This is a genomic window from Neobacillus sp. NPDC097160 (assembly GCF_044762155.1).
Classification (GTDB): Bacteria; Bacillota; Bacilli; order Bacillales; family Cytobacillaceae; genus Neobacillus.
This window is the reverse complement of record NZ_JBIWDU010000024.1, coordinates 58,501-85,404: the sequence shown is the minus strand read 5'-3', so window position 1 is coordinate 85,404 and position 26,904 is coordinate 58,501. Positions and strand designations below refer to the sequence as shown.

The window sequence follows — 26,904 nt, the reverse complement described above, 5'->3', positions numbered from 1 at the left end:
AATCATATGGATATGACCCAAAATAAATAGAGACAATAAAAATTAAAAAGAGCAGAACTTTATTTTTAATAAGCAGTTTTTTTGCTTCTTCACTATGGTAAATATCACTTAGTATTACTCCTAACAAGAAAGCAAGGTAGTAGTCTTGATAAAATACATAAAACAGAATGATATAGACGAAATATCTTTTCTTCAATTTCCCAAAAAGAGCTAAGAAAGCAAAGGTGAGAAAGGATCCAAAAAATTCTAGATATATAGTCCATAAATTAGTGTTATAACTGGCCTCACCAAATAAGAAAACTTTATATAATCCTTGTTTTAGCATTTCCACAAAATTAGCATCAAAATTATAAAAGCTTGCTAACCAGCCACTTCCAGTTATTCCCGCAACTTCATCTTTATAACTAAATAGATTCATTCGCAAAAATACATAAGCGAGAAAAATTGAAAACATAACAGGGAAAAGCAATCGGAAATACCTTTTGGTCGCACTTGCTATCAGTACTTCAGGATTTTTCGTTTTAAAGTACTTTCCACTAAGCACAAAACCACTCAAAACAAAGAAAACACATACTGAAAAGTTGCCATCATACAAAATACTAATTGGTGATTTTGCGATTTCATTTCCGCCATATGCTGGATAAAATCCATTCGTATAGTGATGAATAACCACAATAAATGCAGCCAATCCTCTTAACCCATCTAAATAATTTAGTTTTTCCCTCATAACACACCCCTTAATAGAATGATTATGGCAGTGATGATTTAAATATTGAGTGAACACAGAAATCCTTCTATAATTAAGATCAACGAAAATACCAACTCTTCCATTCTAATTCAAAGTAATACAAATTACTACAAATTTTGCGCTCTTGCTTGGAAGTTTCTCCCGAAAAAGTAATGCGCCCCTTCCTATTGCTTTACATTACCTACCATTTCTAATCGTGTATGCAAAAACAGTTTAATGAAAAACTATCCTTATACTATATTTCATTATACATGTCATCTCTTAGCCGAATGCGAAGTTTCCATTACAAATCTAAATCGATTTGATTACAGAAATGTCCTTAATAAAACAATTCGTATTTGTAGAATTTTGTAAGTTAATGCATTTACCAATACTTCAAAATAGTGTACTGTATAGTAGTATGATTATGAATAAAAGTATTAAAAGGGGAAATGAAATTAAAATGTTGCTAGATAACTTCAAGAGGAAAAATACCTTCGAAAACATATTGCTGCTATTTATATTAGTCCAACCTATTTTAGATTTAGCCACTTCATTAGCAATTAACTATTTAAACTCAGAATTTACAGCTGGGATCCTCATACGTTTTGCCATGATGGCTATCGGAGCAATATATTTATTATTCGTTTCTAACTCTAAAAAGAAAAAGACTGCGATTATATATTTACTCCTACTAGGTCTTTTTATATCGCTTGGCTTCATTAACAATATAATGGTGAAGTCTCCGATGAGCCTGGCAGAAGAAATTAAATTTATTATTAAATCCGTTTATTTTGTTGTTTTGTTTTTTAGTTACCTTTATGTATTTAAACAACTACAATCACGTACATCATGGGAAAACACTACTCTGAAGTATATTGTCTATGCTATGACATTGGTTGGATTATCGATGCTTATTGCCGGACTAACTAATACTGCTTTTAGCAGCTACACTTATAATAAAGTAGGAAACACTGGCTGGTTTTATGCCGGAAATGAAATCAGTGCCATCATGTCAATCTGTTTCCCAATTGTTGTGTTATATGCGATTAAAAAAACAACATCATTAAAGTCTTTCTATTATTGGATTCCTGCACTTTTATTAATTTACTCATTAATGGCTGTTGGAACAAAGGTGGGCTTCGGGGCAGCTCTTGTTACATTATTAATTAGTCTAGTTATGCTTATAGTAGAATTATTCATGATGAGAGCAAACAGAAAATATAACGTAAAAGCAAATCTTTTGATCAATGCTATTATTTTCATTTTATTTATTTTTTATATTCCATTTTCACCGATTGCTGCAAATACATCCATCCATTTAAGTCTATTACAGGAAGAAGCAAAAACGGGAAATCAAGCAGTCGAACATGGAAAACCCGAAAAGCCTGGTAAAACCCAGGGCAATAAAGAAAATTTAGATAATCAGCAGCTCGAAAATTTTGTATTAAGCAGCAGGGGAGAATATTTAAGCCAACAAAAAGAATATTTCACTGATGCACCTATTTCTCAAAAAATGCTTGGAATGGGCTATGCAGGAAATTATAAAGAGTATCCAAAACTCACTGAAATGGACTTTTATGATTTGTTTTTCTCGTTTGGAATAGTAGGCTTTATCCTGTATTTTATACCGTTTTTTCTGTTAGCTATCCTTATCATTAAGAAAATCTTTACTAATTTTAAGTCTAATTTCACGCTTGAAAATATACTGATTGCTAGTGGAATTGTATTAGGTGTTGGAATTGCCTTTACTGCAGGACATGTGTTTACAGCACCGGCAGTCAGTATTTATTTGGCAATATTAATAGCCAGCCTTTACATGAAAATTGTTAACCCTTCATAAATGAAAGATAATCCTTAAAGTAACCATGGTTCATTGGGGTTACTTTAAGGTTTTTTACATGAAATCCATAGAACGAGGTGTGAGAAATGCCAGAAATCACTGTATTAATGCCAGTTTATAACGCGTCGGAATATATAAGAGAAACCATTGACAGCGTCCTAAATCAAACCTTTAAGGACTTTGAGTTTTTAATCATTAATGATGGCTCAACCGATAATAGTGAGGAAATCATTAAAACATACTCAGATCCAAGAATACGCTTAGTGAATAATGAAAAAAATATGAGGCTTATTGCTACTCTTAATAGAGGAATTGACTTAGCAGAGGGAAAGTATATCGCAAGAATGGACGCAGACGATATCTGTCTCCCAACTCGATTAGAGAAACAATATAAAGTAATGGAAGAAAATCCGGATATCGCCCTTTGCGGCACCGGTATCAAGATGATGGGCAAGAAGTTTTTTCAACCACTCGTTATGACTGACCCTAAACAAATCAGAAATGTCATGCGTGTCTTTAATGTCTTCTTTCATCCCACGATTATGTTTAGAAAAAATATCCTAATCGAGAATGAATACCGATACGACCCTCGTTATCTTCATGCAGAGGATTATCAGCTTTTTCAACTAATGAGTGAAAAACACAAGCTGACAAATATTGACGAAACACTTCTACTCTATCGGTTGTCACCAGGCGGTATTAGCAGGGTTCACAACACGGAGCAGCAAACGATGACCTATACCATTACAACCGAAGCCCTGAAAAGGATTGGTATCAACTTTGACCGCAATCAATATGCTGATCGCTACTTGACGAAAGAGCAAATCTTAGAAATTAAAGATACATTGGAACAAATCTACCGAGTGGAAGCACTTCATAACGAAGAGATTAAAGATGTATTGAATTGGCTATGGTTAGATCTTAGCAACAGAGGCTCACATCATGGCGTGTGGATGTTAAAAACTTATAAGGCTTTAGAACTGATTGACACAAAACGGCTCAATAAAGCCATGGTTAATAAGTTTTACTTAAAGTGTTTATTAAAGAAATAGTAAAAAAACTAATTATCCTTTACAATCACAATTCAATAAAAAAATAAAGGCTAGCATGTCCAGGAAATGAACTCGACTGCTAGCCCTTATTTTTATTCATTTTACTAATTCCTTTTTACGAAATAAATTCAAAATGGAAAAAATGCAAACTCCTACAAACAATAAAATAAACGGCATTAAAGGAAGATTGTAACGATCATATGCTAAATAAATGCAGTTTAACACGGTAAAGTAAACAATAAAAGCAAGAAGGAATAAATATTCTCTCCATTTTTTACTAAATAAAACAAAAGAAAGCATCATCCCAATAAAAGATGCAGCGAGAATCAATGGATTTATTTTTTGTATCCATGAACTTTTTATATGGAAAATTTCTATCCAGTAGAACTGTGATCCCCATAAAATCTTAGGTTTAATATAAGCATAAGAATATAAAAAGGCCTTTTTATCCCGATGCCACATTTTTTTTATTTCTTCTTTCGCAATTCTCTCCTGTTCCTTCATATCATCATAAGCATCTAAATGAGGATGCTCTGCCTGTATTCGATCCAATACACTTTGATAGGATTCTTCCGGTACGATATTCCCTTGGTATGCTCCTAACAATAGCGGATTCCCCGCACCCCCAGATAGAGGAATGAATTCATGAAACTGGATATAGTTTCGAATCCACCAAGGTCCCAGAGTAATTAATAGGATAAACACAGCGATAATAGCTTGTTTTACCATTAACTTAAACGGATACTTCTTTAATAATAAATAGACTAATAAAACTAATGGAAATAACGCAATCGTGGGTCTAAAATAAATAGCTAGTATGTATAATGAAATAACCCAATAAAAATGAATCATCTTTTTTTCATTTGCCAATTTAATGGAATAGTAAATCAAAAACAAGGATAAAAGTGTAAACGGACTTTCTGTTAACAGTAAATTATCAACTAACACCTGAGGAATAAAAATGGCCATAAAAAAGGCGGCAATTAACCCAATTTTACTATTAAACACATATTTTCCGATCAAGTAGATGCAATAAATACTACCTATTCCCAAGAAAATCATAACTACCTTCGCAGCATAAATCCCTATATTCCCATGTCCAAACAACATAAAAATAAGAGCAAGCATTATTGGCTGCCCAGGCATAATATGAACTGTAGGTGTGTTGACATCGTGATAAATCAGCATCTTTTTCTGTAAAAGAATTATCGCACTTCTTGTGTATCCAGCATCATCACTATTCAAGCTTAAATTTAAACCATATTTATAAAGGGCAGCAATTCTTAGTAAAAACCCAATTAACAGAATAAACCATATTATTTTTGTTTGATTACCACTTTTTATTACTTTTGTAAATTTACTCATAAATTAGTCCACCTTTAAAATCGCAATTAACTATTTGAAAAACCAATTAACGAAACACCTGCCATAATAATAATACAGCCAAGAATTTTAGATACCGACAACGGTTCGTTAAATACAAAATAGGCCCCAAAAACTGATAATACATAGGCAATACTCTGTATTGGATAAGCAACACTTAAAGGAACTCTAGTTAATATGAATAACCACAGAATTGTTGCAAATCCATATAACCCAAGTCCAAAAATGATATATGGTGAAAGAAAAAGCTTAAGAACTGATATCAACGATGAAAAATTAGGCGTGGTAGCCTGTAAGCCATACTTCCATAAAAACTGCCCTGAAACTAAAATAAGAGTATTTAATAAAATGAGTGAAAAGTTAACGATTGTCATATTGGTCAGAACCTCTGTTATTCATATTATTTCTCGTATCCCGAAGATCCTTCTTTAAATAGGCTAATTCTTGGACTAGATTTTTAATCTTTTCTTGTTGATCGGATAATACAGTTGTTTGATATAGAACGATACTTAAAATAATTAAAAAAGCTAGGAGAAAAATGAGTGCTGGCATATAGGATATACCGAGCATGGCAGCGACCCGATTAAATAATGGAATAGAAATGGCTATTATTAACCCTGCAAATGAAATAATAATCCATAAAAATGCTTGTTGATCTTTTAACTTATGTTTACTTGTAAAATACATAACCTGTACGAGAAATAAAAGAGAGACTAATACTGATATTACTTGTGGAAACATAAACCAACCTCCTAAAAGACACGGCGAATTAGTGAAAAAAATGAAACTTTAAACATATAATAAATGGATTTAATTGGGGTAATCGACGATACCCCGCCCTGCCTGTTTTTCATTTCCACTTTTACTTCTTTAATTTTATATTTCTTTTTTGTTAAATCAACGATTACTTCTACCTCTGGATAATCTACCGGATATCGTTTTGCAAATTCATTAATTATTTTTCTGTTAACAATTCTATATCCTGAAGTTGGATCCGTTACTTTAATCCCCGTTAAAATTCTTAACAAATAATAGAAATAATAAATTCCTATCCTTCTTGTCTTACTTCCCTTATAGCTACTTTCTTCAACAAATCGAGAACCAATAATCATGTCATAAGCTGAACCTTGAATTTCACTAATAAGATGGCTGATCTCTGTAGGATCATGCTGTCCATCGGCATCTAACTGAATGGCAAAATCATAGTTATTCCTAAGGGCAAATTTATAGCCTGTTTGCATTGCCCCGCCAATTCCTAAATTAATAGGAAGATCTAAATAATTTAAATTAAATTGATCTAAAATTGCCTTCGTCCCATCTGTTGAACCATCATTTATAACAACATAATCGAATTCTGAAGAAGATTTTAATTTTGAAACGGTAGAATATATAGCCTCTTCTTCATTATATGCAGGTATTATTACTAATACTTTCTTCATAAAGCTTCCCTCCTCATTTTCCTCATACAAAACACATTTAATTTAAGGGGCAATACAAATTAGTGTACTGTATTTTTATTGTAATTAAAAGAACTACTTACCAAATCAGCATAAATGCATTCATTCTTATAGAAAGCAAATTAAAACAATGGAGAAAATGCCAACTATGTAAGATGTATGTAAATAGAAATAGTAGTTTAAATATCATGTAATATGAATTATAATTAACATTTAGTTACTATAGTAAAAAGGAGTATTATAATTGAAGACAAAACCACTTTTCCGAGACCTCTTTATTTCTATTATAGTCAGTTTTTTTCTTAATATTATTTTAACAAAGATTTCTATACCAAAAACCGACTTAAGCTCACTTGAATTTTTTAAACATCTTCCATTTTGGTCAGGAACTCTCATTCTGTTCCTGTTATTCAATGTGTTTTTCTTTTTAAAAAAATCAGGATATTTAACTCTTTCCGCATTTCTTTTTGTTTTGCTAACCGGGTTTGGTTATGCCAACTACATTAAGATGGAAAAACGCAGTGATCCGATAGTGCCAAATGATATCTTTCTATTAAAAGAATCCTGGGCAATGACCAAACAATATGTAAGTACTTGGCAAATAATATATCTTGTCATAGGCTTTATTCTTTTCCTAGCAGTCGCTTTCTTTATTATAAGAAAAAAGTGGCAACCTTCTGCGCCGATTGGTTACCGCATAGTGATTTCTGTTATTAGCATTGCTTCATTATTCGCCTTAGGCCAAGTTAAAGAGGATACGATTTGGAATAAATTCGGTGTCTCAAATAAAATTAAGATGCCGGCACAAAATTTATCTGATAACGGTTTTGTGATGGGGAATTTCTTACAATTTTCCGCGATGTACCAACAAAAGCCAGAAGGCTATACGAAAAATGCCGTGGAGAACTCTATTAAAAAATATGAAAAGAATTCAGAGTCCATTTATGCTTCTGCGAAAAGCGTTGATGTAATAAAACCAAATGTAATCGTATTACAACTGGAAGCTTTTTTTGATCCGACGACATTACCGAATGTTACGTTCAGTGAAGACCCGATACCGTTCTTTCATTCCCTTCAAGAACATTATACAAACGGTAAATTAGGAGTAAACGTCTTTGGGGCTGGTACTGCCAATACTGAATTTGAAGTATTATCAAGTATGAGTCTCCAGTTGTTTCCTTATGATACACATCCATTTACGTCCCATGTCATTCAACCGATGGATTCGATTGCCCATCGATTAAAGCATAATGGATATTCAACAAGTGGCTTCCATAACAACGTAGGCTGGTTTTATAAGAGAACGACAGCATGGCCATATCTTGGAATTGACCACATGGAGTTTTCCGATGAAATGTTTAAGGATAAAAATGTCGAGTCTGTATACGATGTGCCTGCTGTTCCTAAAGACTACGTACTGTTCGATAGCATCATCAAAAGAACGCAAAAAACAAAAGGCCCGGATTATGTCCTTGGCATAACGATGGAGACTCATGGTCCGTATACAAAATGGTATGATCATGATATTAAAGTAACCAGTGACACAGTTCCGAAAACATCCACTGATATTATTGAAGAATATGCCTTTAAAATGCGTGAAGTCGATAAAGCGTTAGAACACTTAATGAACTATTACGAAAACAGTGACGAACCAACCATGATTGTCATGTATGGCGACCATCTTCCATGGTTAGGTGACGACAAATTGGTTTATTACGAAACGGGCTATGGGAATGATTCACAGACGATCGAAAATCGCGAAAAAATGTACGCTACCCCATTCTTAATCTGGGATAACTACAGAAATAATAAAAAAGAAGAGCTTAACCTTGGATCAACATTCCTTATGCCGTATGTTCTTAAGGAAATTGGGGTAAAAGGGAATGGTCTACAATCATTTTTACAAGAACAGATGAACAAAGGAATTCATCAATTGCCACCAGAGGCATTCCAAAAGCATGAGGGCTGGACTGCTGAAACGATCAAACAATATCGTTATATGCAATATTATTATTTAAACGAACCTTCAACGGTGAAAAAGTAGAAAATTAGGAAGCTTGCAGATTTTGCCCACTTTAGGCGATATCTGCAAGCTTTTTACCTGTTAAGATGAGTAAGCCTAAACCCGTCTATCCGAGCGGTTTTAACTTGTATTCGTTTTTTAATTGTGTATAATAAAATGTGGAAAAACGCCGTCAAATTTACACTATTTTGGTTAAATACGAAGGATACCAAAAGGAGCTTAAATAATGAAAAAGGTTAGAAAAGCAATCATTCCTGCCGCAGGACTTGGCACAAGATTTTTACCGGCAACGAAAGCAATGCCGAAAGAAATGCTTCCAATTGTTGATAAACCGACGATTCAATATATTGTCGAAGAAGCGATTGAATCAGGTATTGAGGATATCATTATTGTTACGGGAAAAGGCAAAAGGGCCATTGAAGATCATTTTGATCATGCCTTCGAACTTGAGCAAAACTTATTAGAAAAAGAAAAGTATGACTTACTTGAAAAGGTACAAGCTTCCTCTAATATGGTAGATATTCATTACATCCGCCAAAAAGAGCCGAAAGGGTTAGGACATGCCGTATGGTGTGCGCGCAATTTCATTGGCGATGAACCCTTTGCCGTTCTTCTAGGCGATGATATTGTCCAAGCGGAAACCCCATGCTTAAAGCAATTAATCAATGAATATGAAGAGACATTATCTTCCGTAATCGGTGTGAAACGGGTACCTGAAGAAGAAACAAATCGCTACGGGATTATCGATCCAACAGAGCAGCACGGTCGTCGTTTCAATGTGAGACAATTTGTTGAAAAGCCAACACCAGGTACGGCCCCATCAAATCTTGCCATTATCGGCAGATATGTGCTCAACCCTGAAATTTTCCTCTTTTTAGAGAATCAACATATTGGTGCTGGCGGGGAAATTCAACTTACCGATGCCATTCAAAAGCTTAATCAGATTCAACGAGTATTTGCCTATGAATTTGAAGGCAACCGGTTTGATGTTGGCGAAAAGCTTGGATTCATCGAAACGACAATTGAATTTGCGCTTCAAAATGAAGAGTTAAGAGCCGGATTAATTGATTTTATGGAAGAGAAAATTAGAGAGCATAAATAAGACAGATTAAATCAGACTATAAATAACCATTTGTAGGGAGCAATTGAGGGAGTTGGCAAGCAGTGACAGAAATAAAAATAAGCGAGAATCCGCTTAAAGAAGCACAAAATGTGATGACAACGATGATGATCGCGATTCACAACATTTGTAAGGAGCATAATATTCCTTATTGGTTAACGGATGGGTCACTTCTTGGCAGCATTCGCCATGAAGGATTTATCCCATGGGATGATGATATTGATATTGGCCTGTTGAGAAAAGACTATGACAAATTAAAAAAAGTTCTCAGAGTCCACTTGCCAGATCAATATAAAATTGAAACATACAATCTTAATACACACGGAAAACATAATTGGCTAAAAATAATGTACCTAGAAGATTTTGAATGGGTCGATACAAATGGGGATCATCATAAAGGCTTATCCATTGATATATTCCCTTATGATTTTGTCAAAGGCAAAAACAGCTTCAGTATTCCCGGTAAGATTTTTAATCGGGCGTCAAGGCTGATTTATCCATCAAAAGTTAACAATTTGAAAGATATGATTGTCTTATTACTGAATCGTTCTAAGCTGTACAACTTTTATACTCCGTTTATAAAGGAAACGAAGACGATTACGTATGGCGTTGAGACGCCCTTTTATGGGCTTGCCTTTTTTGATATTGATGTTATTTTTCCATTAAAAACAGGCAGCTTCGAAGGTCAGAAATTTAATATTCCTAATAAACCCGACACCTATTTGACGACAATGTATGGAGATTATATGAAGCTACCTGATGAAGCAGACAGGGCAATCCATATGGAAAATTTACAATTTACAGGAAAATAAATAGACTACCAAAAGGTGGTCTATTGTTCATACTGTAAGAAAGGTCTTCCAATGCAAAAATCTATTGCAAAAAATATATTTTACAAAGTAACCTTGAATTTTTTTAATTTAGTACTGCCGGTTATCGTCGGTCCCTATGTTTATCGTACATTAGGGGCCACGTCTGTAGGAATGGTTTCCTACTCTGAATCCATGTTCAACTACTTTTTTATTTTTGCCGTCTTTGGCGTTCATCAATATGGTTTGCGGGAAGTAAGCCGGGTTAAGGATGATAAAGAAAAAGTCAGTCAGCTGTTTACCAGCCTTTTTAGTGTAACCTTTGTGATGAGTATTGTCACATCTCTCATCTTTTTTGTTTTTGCCTATGTTGGCTTTGGTGATAAACAGCTCTTTCCCGTTCTCCTTATCTTTGGCATTAGTTTATTTATTAATATGTTCTATGTGGATTGGGTCAACGAGGCTTTTGAAAATTACGATTTCATTACCATAAAGACGATTATTGTTAGGCTGATTTATGTTGCACTCCTGTTTACATTGGTTCATAATTCCAATGACTATACGCATTTTGCCTTTTTACTTATGCTTTCTACCTTTTTAAATAATATCTTTAGCTTCTTCTACATTAAGCGAAAAGTGAAGTTTAACTTTAAAAAGATTTCGATTAGGGAGCATATAAAACCATTATTTTTAGTGGTAATTTTTTCAAATGCCAATATTCTATATACGCAGCTGGACAGGGTCATGCTTGGAAAATATATTAACACCGCTGCCGTTTCTTATTACGTCATGGCCCAGCAAATTATGGGGATTATCAATTCCCTTATCTTAAGTGTCATCCAGGTAACGATTCCACGGCTGTCCTATTTGTCGGGTAATGATGACGAGCATTCCTATATTACCTTGCTTAATACCATTTCCAAGGTTTATTTTGCAGCCTTATTTCCGGCCTCGATTGGAATGCTGATTATTTCTGATATTGGCGTGGTTATTTACGGAGGAAAAGAATTCGCCGCGGCAGGTCCCGTATTAGCTGTATTCGCCTTTTATATGGTTTCTGTTGGGATTGAGTCCATTCTTGCAAATCAAATTATCTATGTCAAAAGGCGTGAGAATACACTAGTAAAGCTGATTTTCATCTGTGGTTTCATTAACTTTGGGTTTAATTTCATTTTACTAAAGCTTGGAATTTTCTCATCAGCATCAGCCATCTTTACAACGGCTCTATCAAATTATTTGCTGCTGACACTTGAGTATATTTTTATTCGCAAATATATTAAAGTAAAATACAAATTATTTGAGTTATCTAAATTAAAGTATCTCTTTTATTCCTTGCTATTTATCCCTATTTCCTATGGGATTCGTTTATTTATTTCTCATACCATCTATTTATTTTTCACACTCATCATTGTCAATGCCGTTGTCTACGCAGCGATTTTGTTCATTACGAAGGATGAAGTGCTGGAAATGTTCCTCATTAAGCTAAAACTAAAGAAGCCATAATGACATCTACTTGCAAAAAGTGAGCCCCAGGGAATGTACTTGTGGCTCCCTTTTTTATTTATCAGCACTTGAGTACTGTTTTTGAGCAAATGCCCATGTGGATGTTAGAAAAAAATTTAAGACCATACCTAACCCAACGACTGCTAATTGTGAAACGAGCTTATGGAAATGAAGTATATTCACAAGGATAAACAATCCAAGTGAATTGATACCAAGCATGAGCATATTAACCGCTAAAAATTTGACATACACTGTAAAATAACTTTCTTTTATTTGAAAGACCCATTTTTTATTCCAAATAAAACTGTTAACCATCCCTAACACGTAGGCAATAATATTGGCTAACATATAATTCATACCTGCAATATAAATAAAAAATGCGTAACTGCTGATCGTAACAGCTGTATTAATGATTCCGACAAATCCAAACTTAATAAACTTAGTCATAGATACCACCATAACCAATCCTACTAATCCTAGTATATTTTTTGCCATATTATCAGAAAAAGCCGGATTACTCCAGCTTTTTCTAATTTTTATTTGATCCATGCCCCATCGCTGCCGACACGGTAGCCTTGAATCGATGTATTTATCGCCATGGAACCATCACTGGTGAGGAAATACCACTTCTCGCTATCAAGTATCCAGCCTGTTTTCATTGCCCCGCTGCCGCTTAGGAAATACCATTTCCCACCGGAGAACACCCAGCCTGTTTGCATACTTCCGCTACCATTAAAGAAGTACCAGGTTTTATTATCAATGTTCTGCCAGCCTGTTACCATTCCATCAGATTTTAGATAATACCATTTTGCTTGGTCTTGAATCCAGCCCAATTTAGAATTGCCATTGTTATCTAAGTAATACCATTTATGGTTATCCTCCACCCAACCTTTCTTTAACGCTCCATCGGGTCCAAAATAGTACCTTTGTCCATCAATGTCCTTCCAGCCAACCTGCATAACACCATTGTCATTCAGATAATACTTTTGTGAGCCACTTGAATACCATCCAATACTCATTGAACCATCAATTTGGAAAAAGTACCATTTACCATCAACTAACTTCCAGCCAACCTGCATAGCCCCATTATCATTCAAATAATACTTATGTGAGCCGCTTGTATACCATCCAGTAATCATTGGTCCATCAGTTTGGAAAATAAACCACTTTCCATCTATTAATTTCCAGCCCACCTGCATCGTTCCATCATTATTCAGATAGTACTTTTGTGAGCCACTTGAATACCATCCAATTCTCATCGTTCCGTCAGTTTGAAAAAAGTACCACTTTTCATCAATTAACTTCCAGCCGATCTGCATAGCGCCATTATCATTCAGATAGTACCTTTGTGAGCCACTTGAATACCATCCAGTACACATCGTACCATCATCAAGGAAAAAATATCTTTTTCCATCAATTAATCTCCAGCCTTTAGCGATACTTCCATCTTCATAATATACCCACTCCTCTCCATTCAATTTCCAGCCGTTTAACTTTGGAGTGGTGAAGGAGGTTTTTAACATACTAATAGATTCATTATTCCATGCATCCACTGCCGAAATAACAAAATCGTATCTAGTTTCAGTAATCAAATTCTTAATATCAAATGTCATTCTTTGCGGCAAAGATTTATTCCAAAATTTTACATATTCTGTATGAATTACTTTACCATTATGTTTAACTAAATATCTATCTACAAGTGTATTGTCAATTGCCGCATCAAATGAAAGTGTAATACGATCTCCACTCGTATTATTATCCAAATTTACCTTTGTCCCCGATAAAAATAACGGCTTTTGGCTATCCCCATATGTTTTTTCATAAGGAGTTTTTACCGTAAAGGTTTGAATGTCCGAGTTAGTGGTAAATTCCCTAGCCTTTATCTCTATGCGGTCCGAATACACATTTACAAGCAGCCCTTGTGAAGTCCCAGGGTAAGCAATATCTGTGTAACCATAGGCAACCGAACCGGCATTTACCATCGTAAAACCATCTTGATAAATCGACCTTGGGTGTTGTAATAAATAATGAGTATGCCCTGAAAACAGAATAACCTGCGGATATTTCTTTAATATATCCGAAAGCCTTGTATCAGAAAATCCAGCACCCCATTCTTCACTTCCATAAACGGTATTATCAATTGGTTGGTGTAAAAAGACAAAAATAGGCTTCTCATGATCTGCATCTTGTGCAACGACCTCATCAAACCAGTTGTATTGCTCATCTGACATTAATACATGGTCAGCACCACCGTGATCTGGAAAACCTTCCGACCCCAAGGTAATAAAATGGTATCCATTAACCCATTTGTCATAATATAGGCCCGGCATGCCTGTTTTATCGACAAACCGTTGAATATACTTCTTTGGATTGAAATCCCCGGTTGAATAAACCCCCTCCCAATAATCATGGTTCCCAATGGTAATGATTTTTTCTGCATCCTTTTTGCTATATGCTTGTAATAGATGATCTAGATCATCATATTCCTTTTCCGTCCCCATATTTGTATTATCTCCAAGCAGCACCAATGCATCGTAGTTAGGTGCAATCGCTTGCATGTCATAAAGTGCACGTTTAAATCTTTCCTGCTGTGATGCTCCTCCAATGTGAATATCGCTCAGCACAGGAAATTGCAAGACAGGTGTTTCACTTGTACTAGCCTGCATTGCTGCATTTGTCTTGTCAATAGAATTGAACCAAAAAATTAATAGAATTGTAGTTATTATAGTTAGATGCTTAACTCTCAGTATGTTCTCCCCCTATATATGTTAAATATGTTAAATTTGTTTATTTTTATTCAAATAAAAATATATACTTAATTTTAAGAGATTACAAGGCAGATACTGCTTTTTAGAAAGATTTCACCGAACAATCAATCTATCAAACACACAAAAGGCAGAGATATACTCTCTGCCTTGTTAAATATTATGGAATCCAAACACCATCTATTCCTAGTCTGTAGCCTTGGATGGAAGTATTTTGGGCCATCGAACCATCGTCCTTAAGGTAATACCACTTATTCGCCCATAAGATCCAACCTGTTTTCATATCACCATTATTGCTTAAATAATACCAGTTTCCATTCAAAAATACCCAACCGGTTGCCATTTTTCCATCAGCGTCTAAGTAGTACCACTTTCCATTCGAAGTTATCCAGCCAGTTGCCATTTTTCCGTCAGCGTCTAAGTAGTACCAGGCATTATGCCAACTCAACCAGCCCGTTTTCATATCGCCGCTTTCCCCGAGAAAGTACCACGTTCCGCTATATAACACCCAGCCGGTTTGCATTGCCCCTCTATTATTGAGGTAATACCATTTTCTGCTGCTCTTCACCCAGCCGGTTTTCATGATTCCATTTTCATAGTAATACCACGTACTACCATTCAATTTCCATTCGCCTTTAACAGGTGTGATATAGTTTATGGCCTTTTTGGCATTTACTAAGCCATATCCATAATCGTCGTCCCTACCGGCTGGACCTAGATCATCTGCAGAATAGAGCAAGCTGTCCACCACTTGCTTCGCTGTTAAGTCAGGATTTTGCGATAAAACAAGTGCCGCGACCCCTGCTACTACCGGCGAAGCCATCGAAGTTCCACTCATATAGTCAAATGTGCCTCCAGGAATAGTGGAGTAAATATTATCACCAGGTGCGGCAATATCAATCGTGCTTCCATAATTAGAAAAGTCAGAAAAATGATTATTGGCACTAACAGAGCTCACCGAAATAACGTTATCATAGGCGGCAGGATAGGAGGGATTTCTAACCCCTTCATTACCGGCAGCTGCTACAATAATAATCCCATTCCGGTAAGCATTTTGTACCGCCCGATCCAACAAGTATGAATATTGATAGTCCCCTAGACTCATATTAATAATTTGTGCATGATGGTTAATCGCATAATCGATCCCGGCGATTAAATCAGATGTATCCCCATAATCTCCAATAAACACATTGATGGGCATAATATTTACCTGTGGGGCCACTCCAGCGCCGCCAATTCCATTATCGATTCCGGCAGCTATGATCCCGGCTACATGTGTTCCGTGTTCATCAGGATAATTAAGTGAGGACATGTGTCTTGCCATATCATATGGTGCCACAATCCTATCTTTCAAATCCGGGTGGGATGTATCAACACTGCCATCAATCACTGCAACTGTTACACTACTCGATCCTTTTGTTTGGTCCCATGCTGACGGTGTATTAATAGTTTGATGGAACCATTGTTTCGAAAAACCAGGATCCTTCGGAATATATTCCTGTTTAATCGAATGGTCTTGTTCGACATAAAGGACACCTGGAATTTTCTTTATTTCAGCCATACTTAATTGTGGATTAGTCACTTTCAAGGTATATAGCTTTTGATTTCCAAGGTTCATTTCCTTGATCATTTCATAATCATTTAGACTATTACTTGAAAAATTACTATCTACTAAAACATTCACCTGGTCTGTTACTGTTTCTGTAATAACAGGCTGTTGATCCGCTTCTACTGCCGTTACTGAAGTAACGTTAACCATTAACGGGATACATACCATAAATAAAGCACTTAGTATACGCGGAAATCGCCTCATGAACACCCATCCTTTTCGTCAATTTACTCTATTATAGTATAAACATCATACTTTATGTTTTAATTCTAGTAGAAAAAAAAAGACAGAGATTTCCATCTCTGCCTTGTTACTTCTATTCAATCCAGGCTCCATCATTACCGAGCACGCAGCCTTCAATTGTTGTATTTTTTGCCATTGAGCCATCCGATTTTAGGAAATACCATTTTCCGTAGGATAACACCCAGCCCGTCTTCATTTCACCGCCGTTGGCAAGATAGTACCAATTTTGATCCTTATACAACCAGCCGGTTTTCATTTCACCGCTGTTTTGAAGATAATACCAATTATTGGCCCATTTTAACCAATCGGTCAACATTTCACCGTTCGCGCTTAAGTAATACCATGCGCCATTATCTTTCAGCCAGCCGGTTTTCTTCGTATCATTTTCATAATAGTACCATTTACCGCCAGAGTAATACCAATAACTATTATTATCAACTCGTTTTGAACCGATATACGTGTTAGCGTAATAGGATTCCCCTAACGAACTAACTTTTACTCCATTACTTGATGCATGCACGAACTTGTTGTCGTTTAAGTAAATTCCTACATGTGATGCTCCAGCCTTATAAGTACTAAAGAAAACTAAGTCACCTTTTTTCAAATTACTTTTAGAAACGGCTGTTCCTTTAGTATATTGGTCTGCAGCTGTTCTTGGTAATGTAAGTCCAGCCTGCTTATATGTATAACTCGTAAACCCAGAACAATCAAATCCACTTGGTGTTGTTCCACCCCAAGCATATGGTACACCTATGTAATTAAGACCAATATCAGCGGCTGTATCCGCTGTTGAAGCCGCTTCCGCTTTTTGCCCACCCATGAATCCGCTTAGAAGTAAAGAACATGATAGTAGACCACTAATTATTAACTTTTTCATGATAACCTCCGTGTCTTTAACTCTCTCTCTTTATTATTATTAGTATCTCATATTCTTTACTAGATTTAGATTACATTTCGTTTTTAATATTATTACAGGAATGTTTCAAAAACTGACCTTTTTCGACTTCTATTTTGTTTTTTTCTGCTTTACCTTAAATTTATGGTCATTTTTATCTATGAATTTAGTTCATTTTTCACAAGTTTGTAAGACCATTTAACAAATTTTCGCCTTTTCTCACAAAATCATCCGACTGATTTTGCAAAAATATTATTCTACTAATGTATTTTTTTAACGCAAAAAAACGGGCAGGAAGATTCTCCTGCCCGTCAGTATTATGACAAATCTTAATATACTTGCCTTGAATCAATCATGGCCCCGTCAATATTAAAATAGTAAACGGTAAATCCATAGGTGTAATAGGTATCAAATAACATTAAGCCATTTTCGTTAAAATAATACCAATTTTTCCCGTAATATAACCAGCCATAATGCTCAGAACCATTACTATCATAATAACGATAATAGTGAGTATAACCTTCTAATTTTACCCATCCTGTTTGCATTGCACCGCTAGAATTAAAGTTGTACACCTTATTATCAATCCGGTATCTTCCGCCCAAAACCATATCACCATCAGCATCAAAATAGTACCACTTGCCGCCAGAATTTAACCATGCTTTTGCATAAAGTGCACCGTTACTCTTTGCGTAATGCCAATAATATCCATCATAAAACCAGCCATTTGATCCCATAGCGCCGCTATTATCAAAATAATAATTAGTTCCGCCGATATAATGAGTACCTGTTACCATTGCACCATAGTAGTAGGGATCCATATAATACCATTTACCGCCATTATAGAGCCAGCCGGTTTGAAGCTTACCACTGCTTGTACTATAGTACCATTCATAGCCAACTTTGCCCCAGCCGTTTGTTTTCAATACACCGTTGTCGTCCAATAAGTAATAGCCATTGCCTATTGATTGAATCCCAGTGGCCATTTCCCCGTATTCGTCCATATAATACCATTTGCCAGATGAAAATACCCAGTCATTCATTACCATTTTCCCTAAATTCGCACCGGCTTTTGGATTAAAGTAATACCAGGAATAGTCTAACTGTACCCATCCCGTTTGCATAGCACCACTGTTATTAAAGAAATATTCAGCGTTCCCAATTTCTTGGTAACCGGTAACCATGATACCATTAGAGGTATTAAAATAGTACCACTTCATATTTACTTGCTTCCAGCCCTTAACCAATTTTCCAACTTGGTCATAGTAATACCAGCTGTTTCCAACTTGATACCAGCCAGGGGTACCTTGCTCGGGAACAGACGCTCCATCAAAGTATACTTCAACACCTTTTGATAAAAGCACACTCACTACTTGCATAGCTGGTGAACCAGCGGATAAATTAAGCTGTGACATATTTTCCATATAAAGAACTTGCAAGCTTGTTAAGTTCCTAAGCGCTTCAATACTTGTCACTGGATTGTTTGAAATCCACAACGTCTGCAAGTTTGTTAAACCGCTTAATGCCTGAATATCTGTAATATTGTTTTCATCTAAGTCTAAGTAAGTTAAAGAAGTTAAAGATGTTAATGCTGAAATATTGCTGATATTATTACTATAAACTGATAATTCCCGCAAATTTACAGCAAACTCTAACCCTGTTAAATCACTAATATTTTGTCCTGATACATATAATTCCGTAAGTCCTTCCAAATCCCCTTGGTAAATCGTCGAATAAGAAGAAAGGCCTAATGCCTCACGAACGGCAGCAGCTAAGTTGCTGTCATTAAAAGTAACTGGAGTATAATAACCTTGCTGCGTTACTGCTTTCTGAGTAACACCATTGTTTACAGCCTGGTCTTGATTAACTTCTCCAGCAGTTGAATCTTTGTTTGTATCTGCCTTTTTAGCAGGATCTTGGGCAGGTACTGCTTCATTGCTAGCTTGTGGCTTTTCTGTTTGTTCACTTGCATTTTCAGCCGATTTGTCAACAGTTGATTCTGAATCCACTTTCGTTTGTTCGCCTGCATTATCAACACTTGGTGCTGATTCTCCAGTTGTTTGTTCTCCTGCTTTGTCAACAGCTGGTGCTGATTCCACAGTGGTTTGATCTCCTGCTTTGTCAACACTTGGTGCTGATTCCGCTGCCGGCTGTTCTGCTGCTTTCGTATTCAGCGGTGCCATAAATGAAAGCATTAGAACAGAAGCCAGCATTAACTTACTAAATTTCTTCATTTCTCTTAACCTCCTTTTAGCTAGGTCTATTATACCAAAATATTGATATTTAAGGTGGGAAATAATAGTACTTTTTTATAATATTAGAAATCTATAATGCGTTAAAACTATATTCTTTTTTTAATATTTTTCACCAAGAAATGTCAATAAATGTACATACTTTAATTTGGCTCACGTTGGTATTTTTTTAATAAAAAATTAAATACGTGGACCGGAAAGCTCAATGGAAAACAAAAGCACCTGGCAGACCTTTTGGTTTCCCTGCATCAAGTTGAATCTCCCTATCCCCGTGTTCCCCCTTATAAATATGCGAGGCTGCGGAAAGGTAATATTTGTTCTTCGTGCCATTCATTCCAGGTCTCTGTAAATGGGCGAAAACTTCTTTGTGATAATTGCGGCTGCGAAGAGGGTCTGGATGCTGCGGTGCTGAGGAGTGTACATGAAATTAAGTTACTTTTTCCAGATATGAAGATTACCACGAGTGTGGTGTTTGAATGGTGTGGGGGGGGTTGGGTCGCAAAAGATGATTGGGAGGATTTTAAAGGAAAAATATAAAGCGTTAGGGTATGGTAGATGGGTCTATTACGAGTGATAGATGGGGGGTGGTTGCTTAGAGCCTTTATAAGCGACCGGACAGTGATTTTCTCCGGTTCGGTTGCTTAGAGCACTTATACGCGACCGGCCCGCGGCTTTTTTCTTAAAATGGAATCTGAGCAAACACAAAAACGGACACCTCAGTGTCCGTTCATCTTTAGTTCCTTCCGCGTGCTTCCAACAACTTATTCACTTTTTCAAGGTCTGCTAATGAGTCAATTTCATAGCTGTCGTCCGGGTGAATTTCCTGTAGATAGACATTTACGTCACGGATGTGATCCATGACAATGTTATCCCACCAGTAGTCCTTAAAGTTGTCTCCCGAAACCGCTTCCTCGAGTTTTTCGACAATAAATTTGCCATCCTCCTCGGACCAGTACGACACGCCGCAGAGGATGTACTCTTGATCACCGTCACCTACTACGATATCGGTAACCTTGTAATTGTCATCGAAGCGAATCATCCACTCCTCTTTGAAATCCGGTTTTCTAGCACTGAAATACATCGAGGTTTTCGGATTCTTCAACAGGAAATTGCGATGCAAGTAGTTATCACCGTCAATTACGTACACATCTTGGAGATAATCTCTGACTAAATACATCGTGTAAATATTATTATAGACGTCATATTTATCATTATGAATGAGAGTAACCCCATACTTCTCTCTAAGATAGTCAAATTTTTCAGCTAAATACCCAGTCACGACAATAATTTCTTCGATGCCAATTTCCTGTAAATATTCAACCTGTGTCTCAAGCATGGGTTTTCCATTTACAACCGTAAGTGCTTTAGGTGTTGTTAGTGTTAATGGTCGGAGCCTTGTGCCCATCCCTGCTGCAAGTATAATTGCTCTCATTTGCTGTTCTCCTGTCTTAATTCATTTGACTAAAATTGGTTATCATTACGCCGCCCTTTTACTTTTAAAGATGTTCATCCACTTCAGTTCTTCTTGAGTTGCGACCGTAACGATGGATCCAATTAATATCATAATACTAAAAAACACAAGCTTTGCGGTAATTGGTGTACCTAAAATGATAAAACTTAAGAAAATCGCCCACGCTGCATAGGAAATATTTAATGCCATGGCACGGGTTGGCCCGAGCGTATAGATCGCATTGTAATAGAATACGTAGGAGGCTGTTCCGGATAAGGCAACCACTGCGATAAGGAAAATTTGACTGCTTTGGAAAACCTCGCCCACAAGCGGGTACGCTTTAAAAATAGGTAAAATCAAGACTCCATAGGTTACAGCAGAAACTAACTGACGAATTTGCAATGCCTGTTCAGGCGAGATTTCATCATCCTTCATACCGTATGCAAGAATGACGCACTCCATACCCCAGCCGAAAATACATAACAGAATGAATGAGAACCCAAGGATATAGCTTGGAGACGGTTCGCCGCCACTAAAGCCTAAAAGGAAAATGAATAAAATACTAATAAAAAGTCCAATCCAGTTTTTAAGTGTTAAACGATCCTTCAAGATGACAAAAGCAAAGAATGCTCCAATCGCTGGGTAAACGGCTGAAATCGAAGCCGACAACGATGCACCTAAATACTTAACGGCAAGCACGTAGCCGGTCATTCCAATTGGCCCGCCGAGGAGCGCGCCTAAGATGACAAACCGGCCGCTTCTCGTGGCAATTTTTTTAAAAGGAACCTTGAATTCTCCTCTAATCGTCATATACAGCATCATCCATAAACTAGATAACATATCATGGAAAAATGTACTCACTAATGGAGCAAGGAAAATGACCGTTTCTGACGACAAAAACAACGACTTCGATAACACCATTCCAATCAAAACTGTATCGAGTGCCCAGGTTAATCCGGAAAACAGGCCGAAGTAGATTCCTTTATTTTTTAAATTCATAGGTCATCTCCCTAATTAAGTCGTGTTCTAAATTTTTTCTACATCTAGCTAAAAGATCGGTTCCGTAGGTGCCAAAATCGTCACCTTTTGCTTCTTTGATAACCGTCCATATCGTCCATAAAAAGTCTTGGAAAATTTTATTCATGATCATACGCTGCTGAATCTCAAGCGGTACTTCATCTTCCTGCAGATATAGCGTTAGAAATAATTCCTCTTCCTCTGGTGAAAAGTCACTTTCCATTGCATGCCAAGCGAGATCCCACATTGGATCATTCATGCCGCTGTATTCCCAATCAATTAAATAGACTTTATTTTCGCCGCTCTTGACCATATTTTGTGGAAGGGCATCATTATGACATGGAGTGAGGTTAAAATTCATATCTTGGTAAATTCCTTTTAAAACCATCACTTGTTTTCTAGCGTCTTCATAATGCTCGTAAGGCTGGGCATTCGCCTCCCTCATCAGCCGCTCGTATTCGTCTATTCTTTCAAAAACATCAAAACGATTGGCCATTTGCAAATTAGAAAAATGCAGTGTTCTAAAAATCGCCGTTGTCAGCTCCATGATGTCCTGACGTTTGGTCATCTTTGGTGTTAATGTTTCGGCATCCTGGATTAATTCGGCAATTTTCACACCTGTTTCTTCATTAAAATATACCAACTCCGTATCAATACCCAGAATACTCGCAAGCGCTGCATTGAACTTTTCCTCTTTTCGGTTAATCATTGATTCCGTTCCATTCCCTGGAATCCGGAGCACAAACTCTTTCCCCTTAATGACAACTTTAAAATTTTTATTTGTCATGCCGCCAAACGGCTGGATGTCCTCAATGTCCTCGTAGGCAAGGTCAAGTGCCTCCATTAAATGGCTCTTAATGAAAATTTCCCGGAATTCTGCTTCCTTCCGCATCAGCATTGGATAGATTTTTTCCGTCACCGTGTTAAAGTGCTGCCAGCTGTCAATCTCTCCCCAAACGAGATTATGCATATTTAAATAGCCAATATTGTAGTGTCTTGAAATGTCCAGCAGCATGTATTCATAGTGGATAAGAGGATTTTTATTTCTTTGATGATACTCCTCCACCATTTTTGAATAAACCTCATAGGAAAGCTTGCTGATCCCGATCATTTCCCCATCGATTCTGTTGAATTGATGGACGTCTTTTGAAATTTTATGGAGATAGCCATTTTTAATTTCGACGAATGCTTCGTCCCCGGAGCCGCTCTCATTGGTGATGAGAACACAATCACGCTGCGGGTGGGAAAGGATTTCCTTAATCGCACGCTCTTCAATGAGAATATCATCTTCAATTAACAGAAAATCATTGGTGATTGTTCCATGTGCTTGAGCCAGGGATGCCATTGATCCGGTCCATTTGTATTTTGGATTATGAACAAATTGATAATGGTTAAATTCCGGAAACGCTTCGAATGCCTCCGGCTTAAATCCCGTTACAATCACAATATCGTTGATGCCATTTTCCTGAAGAATGTCAATATTTCTTTGGAGCAAGGTGGTTCCGCCGATTTCCATTAGGCCTGCAGGTTTATTAAAATCTTTTCTTGTCCCCGCTGCTAAAATCACCGCCTGCTTTATTTCGGTTAGCGGCTCTTGGTGAATATTCACCTTTTTATCATGATAAGCTTGGATTCCAGTTTTTAAAAAATCAATCCCTTTTTGTGTTAAAAAGTAGCTGATATTTCTGCCCTTTTTTTCACTATAAATATAATCTCCAAATGTTAAATCATGGATAAGATAATTAACTTTCCCGATTGAAATACCGCATATGTCAGCCATTTTCTTTTGGTTCAAGTTGGCGTTTTTATTGATGGCTTCTAATAATTGAAATAAGTGCTGTTCCATTTGACGCCCTCCGATAGATTCATTTTTTGAATATATTCATTTTAACGCAGCTCAGAAATTCTGTAAACAAAAAATTATCAATTTTAGATTAGTATTCGCAATAAGATAGATGTTTGGAGGCTTTTACTAGAGGAATTTATTGGCAAAAAAAAAAGGGGCTGTGCATCACGCCTGCACAGCCCTTTTTTCCATTATTTATAAACGGAAACATCGTAATATAGTGTATATGAGCTTAAAGAATCGTATAGTTTCTTAATATTAGTTACCTGCTTAACCGCCCAGCCTATGTCCGTTGCATATTGATGGTTAGGGTTACTCGGATTCCATCTCATTTTATAAAGAGTATTCTGTGGTGTTGCAGCGTTAATGTAGCCGGCCCCAATAAATTCTGCACCGCCGATGATGGCTGCTTCCGGTGTAAACCAGCCTTTCTTATAGGCGGTTTGTGCTCCGCATGTTTTCGGGCAGGTGTCAATCGCACCAATACCGTACATATTATAAACTTTCACCGGTTGATCTAACTTCACTCCATCGACCGTATCGACCATTATTCCTTGCGCAAGTGCAGAACTACCATTTCCGGTTTCAAGCAAGGCATGAGAGATTAAATATATTTCATTTATATTATACTTTTTGCTCGCTTCTAGGAATGCCTCTGCCCTACCTGCTAAAATTCCTTTTCCAACGAGTGTTTTGGCATTTAAATCCTGTGCCGTTGTTCCTGCACTCTTATTCAATAGTAGAAATTGGAAATATTCCGGACTTGTCGAGCTAAAATTGTTCGGATTCAAATAATAAGAGACATCCGCTGTTTTCGCATTTCGCCAGGTTCCATAGCTAATCTCATACCAAGTTCCTACCGTGGAAACAATTTGGACTTCATCCCCTTGCTTTATTGTTCCAAAAACAAAGGAATTTGTATTTGTCTCCTCGCGAACAAATAAGGAAGAGGCCGTTACCACTCCTTTAGCAGGATTGGCTGCATCTTTAAGTACATACGAACTGCTTACATATGCCTTATTATTTCTATATTTATCAGTTTGTGGACTTTTTGTCATCTCAATATCGAGCATTTGCTGAAAGGTGAGATTATAGGACGTTGTACTGATCACAGGACCCGGATTTAAGGCACCATTTTCGAAAAAATTATAGGTCTTACCGCCGATGACCTGTTCGCCGGTTAACATTTTCCCATTTCCATCAAGATAGTACCATGTTCCACTTAACAATAACCAGCCAATTTGCATATCACCATTTTGGTTCAAGTAATACCATTTGTCTTTTTCTAATAACCAGCCTGTCTGCATGGCACCAGAAGAATTCATGAAGTACCATTTTCCATTAATATACTGCCAGCCTGTTACCATGGTCCCTTTGCTGTTCAAGTAATACCACTTGTTATTATCCAGAACCCAGCCGGTTTGCATTTCACCGCTTTTTGAAAAATAGTAATACTCACCATGATCTAAAAGCCAGCCTGTTTGAGCGGCTCCGTCTGTGCCAAGGAAATAGGATTTGCCGGCATTTGAAATCCAGCCGGTTTGCATAATACCATTCACATCAAAGTAGTATTTTTTTGTGTCTATTGTCAGCAAGCCGGTCACCATTACACCATCGGTACCGTAATAATACCTTTTCTGTTCTTCCGTTAACCAGCCTTTAAATGCAGCACCATCTGTAGTAAAGAGGTACCATTTATCCCCAATTTGTTTCGCGCCTGTCTGCATAACACCATCGGATCCGAAATAGTATACATTCTCACCAACGGTTTGCACACCTGTCTGCATTTTCCCATCAGCACCGAAGTAAAATTTCTTCTCACCTTCAAGCAGCCAGCCCGTATAAATAAAGCCATCCTGGGAAAAATAATACTTATTCGCCCCATCGACTAACCAGCCCTTGTGAGTAGAGCCATCCTCATTGAAGTACATCACAATGGAGCCATCGTGGAACCAGCCTGTCAGGGTGGTTAGTGCCCCAGAGGCTGCGAACTGATAAGGTTTTCCATCAATGAATTTTTGTCCGATGACCATTGCCCCGCTTGGACTTAAATAATATTTTAAGGTATTGTCTTCAACCCAGCCCGTCTTCATCGCACCATTTTTATCAAGGAAATACCAATTGTTTGCGTCTAATACCCAGCCTGTTTTCATCGCGCCGCTTGAGTTAAGAAAGTACCATGTATTGTTTTCCTTTAGCCAGCCTGTTTTCATCGCACCGCTTGAATCAAGAAAGTACCATGTATTATTTTCCTTCAACCAGCCCGTTTTCATTGCACCGCTAATTTTATCAAGGTAGTACCATTTATTTTTGTCCAAAAGCCAGCCTATCTTCATGACACCCTTGTTGTCTAAAAAATACCAGCTATTTTGATCCCGGACCCACCCAGTAACAGCATTACCTGTTGGATTAAAATAGTACCAATTGTTGTTCTGATACTTCCATGTGTATGTTCCAGCAGCAGAAGCACCTGGACCTGTCGATGAGAACAACATAGTCGCCAGGACTAAAGCAGTAACACCTTTTTTCTTCAATTAATTTCCCTCCACAATGATGATCTGATCTCTCTATTAAACTATCTGAAAAAACTGCTTAAAGCTGTGTACAAACATAGATATGCCGGTTTGAGTGGAAATAAGCAAAAATTCTATTACGATTATACTAAATCACCATATATCTGGATATGGAAAGTAAAGTAAATCACTATACAATCACCGGTGATCTTTAAATGCCCACTACATTCTATTATGTATGAAAAAAGTGAATCCTCCTTATTCTTATATTCTCTCATTTTGACACAATTTTTCAACCATAAATACTAAAATGTGACAAATTTATGTTGTTTTAAGTAGAAACATTGTATTAAAAAGACGAACAGATAAGAATCTATCCGTCTTCATTGGTACGTGG

20 protein-coding genes are annotated in these 26,904 nt (G+C 36.8%); 6 read left to right on the top strand and 14 right to left on the bottom strand.

Going from position 1 to position 26,904, the window contains the following annotated elements:
- A partial coding sequence (locus ACIQXV_RS26340; RefSeq protein WP_402964256.1) for an acyltransferase family protein occupies positions 1–727 on the bottom strand: 727 nt, incomplete at its 3' end.
- A 334-nt stretch (positions 728–1,061) separates the two neighbouring features.
- On the opposite strand from ACIQXV_RS26340, the gene ACIQXV_RS26335 reads away from it, so the two are divergent.
- Complete coding sequence (locus ACIQXV_RS26335; protein ID WP_402964253.1) at positions 1,062–2,570, top strand: O-antigen ligase family protein; 1,509 nt, start codon at positions 1,062–1,064, stop codon at positions 2,568–2,570.
- 86 nt (positions 2,571–2,656) lie between these two features.
- The gene (locus ACIQXV_RS26330; protein ID WP_402964250.1) at positions 2,657–3,622 is read left to right on the top strand and encodes a glycosyltransferase family 2 protein; all 966 of its coding nucleotides are present in this window, start codon (positions 2,657–2,659) and stop codon (positions 3,620–3,622) included.
- 96 nt (positions 3,623–3,718) lie between these two features.
- Here ACIQXV_RS26330 and ACIQXV_RS26325 read toward each other — a convergent pair whose 3' ends face one another.
- From ACIQXV_RS26325 to ACIQXV_RS26310, 4 genes are read right to left on the bottom strand one after another with little or no spacing between them, the layout of a single operon-like run.
- Positions 3,719–4,987, bottom strand: coding sequence for an ArnT family glycosyltransferase (locus ACIQXV_RS26325; protein ID WP_402964247.1), 1,269 nt, complete (start codon positions 4,985–4,987; stop codon positions 3,719–3,721).
- 26 nt (positions 4,988–5,013) lie between these two features.
- Positions 5,014–5,379 carry an EamA family transporter gene (locus ACIQXV_RS26320; RefSeq protein WP_402964244.1) on the bottom strand — a complete coding sequence of 122 codons (366 nt, stop codon included), beginning with the start codon at positions 5,377–5,379 and terminating at the stop codon, positions 5,014–5,016.
- Entirely contained in the window at positions 5,366–5,746 is a 381-nt protein-coding gene (locus ACIQXV_RS26315; protein ID WP_402964241.1) for a DUF2304 domain-containing protein, read from the bottom strand. Before ACIQXV_RS26315 ends, ACIQXV_RS26320 begins: the two co-directional genes overlap by 14 nt.
- 11 nt (positions 5,747–5,757) lie before the next feature.
- Positions 5,758–6,444, bottom strand: a complete 687-nt coding sequence (locus tag ACIQXV_RS26310) for a glycosyltransferase family 2 protein (RefSeq protein WP_402964238.1) — start codon at positions 6,442–6,444, stop codon at positions 5,758–5,760.
- 262 nt (positions 6,445–6,706) lie between these two features.
- On the opposite strand from ACIQXV_RS26310, the gene ACIQXV_RS26305 reads away from it, so the two are divergent.
- The 4 genes from ACIQXV_RS26305 to ACIQXV_RS26290 all read left to right on the top strand — a co-directional run bounded on the left by ACIQXV_RS26305 (position 6,707) and on the right by ACIQXV_RS26290 (position 11,917).
- Positions 6,707–8,506: an LTA synthase family protein gene (locus ACIQXV_RS26305; RefSeq protein ID WP_402964235.1), complete on the top strand. Its 1,800-nt coding sequence runs from the start codon at positions 6,707–6,709 to the stop codon at positions 8,504–8,506.
- 205 nt (positions 8,507–8,711) lie between these two features.
- Positions 8,712–9,587: a UTP--glucose-1-phosphate uridylyltransferase GalU gene (gene galU / locus ACIQXV_RS26300; RefSeq protein ID WP_402964232.1), complete on the top strand. Its 876-nt coding sequence runs from the start codon at positions 8,712–8,714 to the stop codon at positions 9,585–9,587.
- A gap of 62 nt (positions 9,588–9,649) precedes the next feature.
- A complete protein-coding gene (locus ACIQXV_RS26295; protein WP_402964229.1) occupies positions 9,650–10,417 on the top strand; it encodes a LicD family protein in 768 nt (255 codons plus the stop codon).
- 51 nt (positions 10,418–10,468) lie between these two features.
- Positions 10,469–11,917 carry an oligosaccharide flippase family protein gene (locus tag ACIQXV_RS26290; RefSeq protein WP_402964226.1) on the top strand — a complete coding sequence of 483 codons (1,449 nt, stop codon included), beginning with the start codon at positions 10,469–10,471 and terminating at the stop codon, positions 11,915–11,917.
- A gap of 54 nt (positions 11,918–11,971) precedes the next feature.
- Here the strand turns inward: ACIQXV_RS26290 and ACIQXV_RS26285 are convergent, their stop codons facing one another.
- The 9 genes from ACIQXV_RS26285 to ACIQXV_RS26245 all read right to left on the bottom strand — a co-directional run bounded on the left by ACIQXV_RS26285 (position 11,972) and on the right by ACIQXV_RS26245 (position 26,528).
- Positions 11,972–12,466, bottom strand: coding sequence for a GtrA family protein (locus tag ACIQXV_RS26285; protein WP_402964223.1), 495 nt, complete (start codon positions 12,464–12,466; stop codon positions 11,972–11,974).
- Positions 12,454–14,583: a metallophosphoesterase gene (locus ACIQXV_RS26280; protein ID WP_402964220.1), complete on the bottom strand. Its 2,130-nt coding sequence runs from the start codon at positions 14,581–14,583 to the stop codon at positions 12,454–12,456. Before ACIQXV_RS26280 ends, ACIQXV_RS26285 begins: the two co-directional genes overlap by 13 nt.
- A 259-nt stretch (positions 14,584–14,842) precedes the next feature.
- Positions 14,843–16,495 (bottom strand): S8 family serine peptidase, encoded by a 1,653-nt coding sequence (locus ACIQXV_RS26275; RefSeq protein WP_402964217.1) that lies wholly within the window; start codon positions 16,493–16,495, stop codon positions 14,843–14,845.
- Between the two features lie 112 nt (positions 16,496–16,607).
- Complete coding sequence (locus tag ACIQXV_RS26270) at positions 16,608–17,411, bottom strand: C40 family peptidase (RefSeq protein WP_402964214.1); 804 nt, start codon at positions 17,409–17,411, stop codon at positions 16,608–16,610.
- A gap of 347 nt (positions 17,412–17,758) precedes the next feature.
- Positions 17,759–19,663, bottom strand: coding sequence for a leucine-rich repeat domain-containing protein (locus ACIQXV_RS26265; RefSeq protein ID WP_402964211.1), 1,905 nt, complete (start codon positions 19,661–19,663; stop codon positions 17,759–17,761).
- A gap of 751 nt (positions 19,664–20,414) precedes the next feature.
- Complete coding sequence (locus ACIQXV_RS26260; protein ID WP_402964208.1) at positions 20,415–21,113, bottom strand: NTP transferase domain-containing protein; 699 nt, start codon at positions 21,111–21,113, stop codon at positions 20,415–20,417.
- A gap of 45 nt (positions 21,114–21,158) precedes the next feature.
- Positions 21,159–22,130: a DMT family transporter gene (locus tag ACIQXV_RS26255; RefSeq protein ID WP_402964205.1), complete on the bottom strand. Its 972-nt coding sequence runs from the start codon at positions 22,128–22,130 to the stop codon at positions 21,159–21,161.
- The gene (locus ACIQXV_RS26250; protein ID WP_402964202.1) at positions 22,114–23,994 is read right to left on the bottom strand and encodes a phosphotransferase; all 1,881 of its coding nucleotides are present in this window, start codon (positions 23,992–23,994) and stop codon (positions 22,114–22,116) included. Before ACIQXV_RS26250 ends, ACIQXV_RS26255 begins: the two co-directional genes overlap by 17 nt.
- Positions 23,995–24,185: 191 nt before the next feature.
- On the bottom strand, positions 24,186–26,528 hold the full coding sequence (locus ACIQXV_RS26245; protein ID WP_402964199.1) for a glucosaminidase domain-containing protein: 2,343 nt from the start codon (positions 26,526–26,528) through the stop codon (positions 24,186–24,188).
- Between the last annotated feature and the right edge of the window lie 376 nt (positions 26,529–26,904).

What these genes read in the sequence shown, in the direction of transcription:
- ACIQXV_RS26335 (WP_402964253.1), top strand. Translation starts at nt 1,062, where the DNA reads ATGTCCTTAATAAAACAATTCGTATTTGTAGAATTTTGTAAGTTAATG.
- ACIQXV_RS26330 (WP_402964250.1), top strand. Translation starts at nt 2,657, where the DNA reads ATGCCAGAAATCACTGTATTAATGCCAGTTTATAACGCGTCGGAATAT.
- ACIQXV_RS26325 (WP_402964247.1), bottom strand. Translation starts at nt 4,987, where the DNA reads ATGAGTAAATTTACAAAAGTAATAAAAAGTGGTAATCAAACAAAAATA.
- ACIQXV_RS26320 (WP_402964244.1), bottom strand. Translation starts at nt 5,379, where the DNA reads ATGACAATCGTTAACTTTTCACTCATTTTATTAAATACTCTTATTTTA.
- ACIQXV_RS26315 (WP_402964241.1), bottom strand. Translation starts at nt 5,746, where the DNA reads ATGTTTCCACAAGTAATATCAGTATTAGTCTCTCTTTTATTTCTCGTA.
- ACIQXV_RS26310 (WP_402964238.1), bottom strand. Translation starts at nt 6,444, where the DNA reads ATGAAGAAAGTATTAGTAATAATACCTGCATATAATGAAGAAGAGGCT.
- galU (WP_402964232.1), top strand. Translation starts at nt 8,712, where the DNA reads ATGAAAAAGGTTAGAAAAGCAATCATTCCTGCCGCAGGACTTGGCACA.
- ACIQXV_RS26290 (WP_402964226.1), top strand. Translation starts at nt 10,469, where the DNA reads ATGCAAAAATCTATTGCAAAAAATATATTTTACAAAGTAACCTTGAAT.
- ACIQXV_RS26285 (WP_402964223.1), bottom strand. Translation starts at nt 12,466, where the DNA reads ATGGATCAAATAAAAATTAGAAAAAGCTGGAGTAATCCGGCTTTTTCT.
- ACIQXV_RS26280 (WP_402964220.1), bottom strand. Translation starts at nt 14,583, where the DNA reads ATGCAGGCTAGTACAAGTGAAACACCTGTCTTGCAATTTCCTGTGCTG.
- ACIQXV_RS26275 (WP_402964217.1), bottom strand. Translation starts at nt 16,495, where the DNA reads ATGAGGCGATTTCCGCGTATACTAAGTGCTTTATTTATGGTATGTATC.
- ACIQXV_RS26270 (WP_402964214.1), bottom strand. Translation starts at nt 17,411, where the DNA reads ATGAAAAAGTTAATAATTAGTGGTCTACTATCATGTTCTTTACTTCTA.
- ACIQXV_RS26265 (WP_402964211.1), bottom strand. Translation starts at nt 19,663, where the DNA reads ATGAAGAAATTTAGTAAGTTAATGCTGGCTTCTGTTCTAATGCTTTCA.
- ACIQXV_RS26260 (WP_402964208.1), bottom strand. Translation starts at nt 21,113, where the DNA reads ATGAGAGCAATTATACTTGCAGCAGGGATGGGCACAAGGCTCCGACCA.
- ACIQXV_RS26255 (WP_402964205.1), bottom strand. Translation starts at nt 22,130, where the DNA reads ATGAATTTAAAAAATAAAGGAATCTACTTCGGCCTGTTTTCCGGATTA.
- ACIQXV_RS26250 (WP_402964202.1), bottom strand. Translation starts at nt 23,994, where the DNA reads ATGGAACAGCACTTATTTCAATTATTAGAAGCCATCAATAAAAACGCC.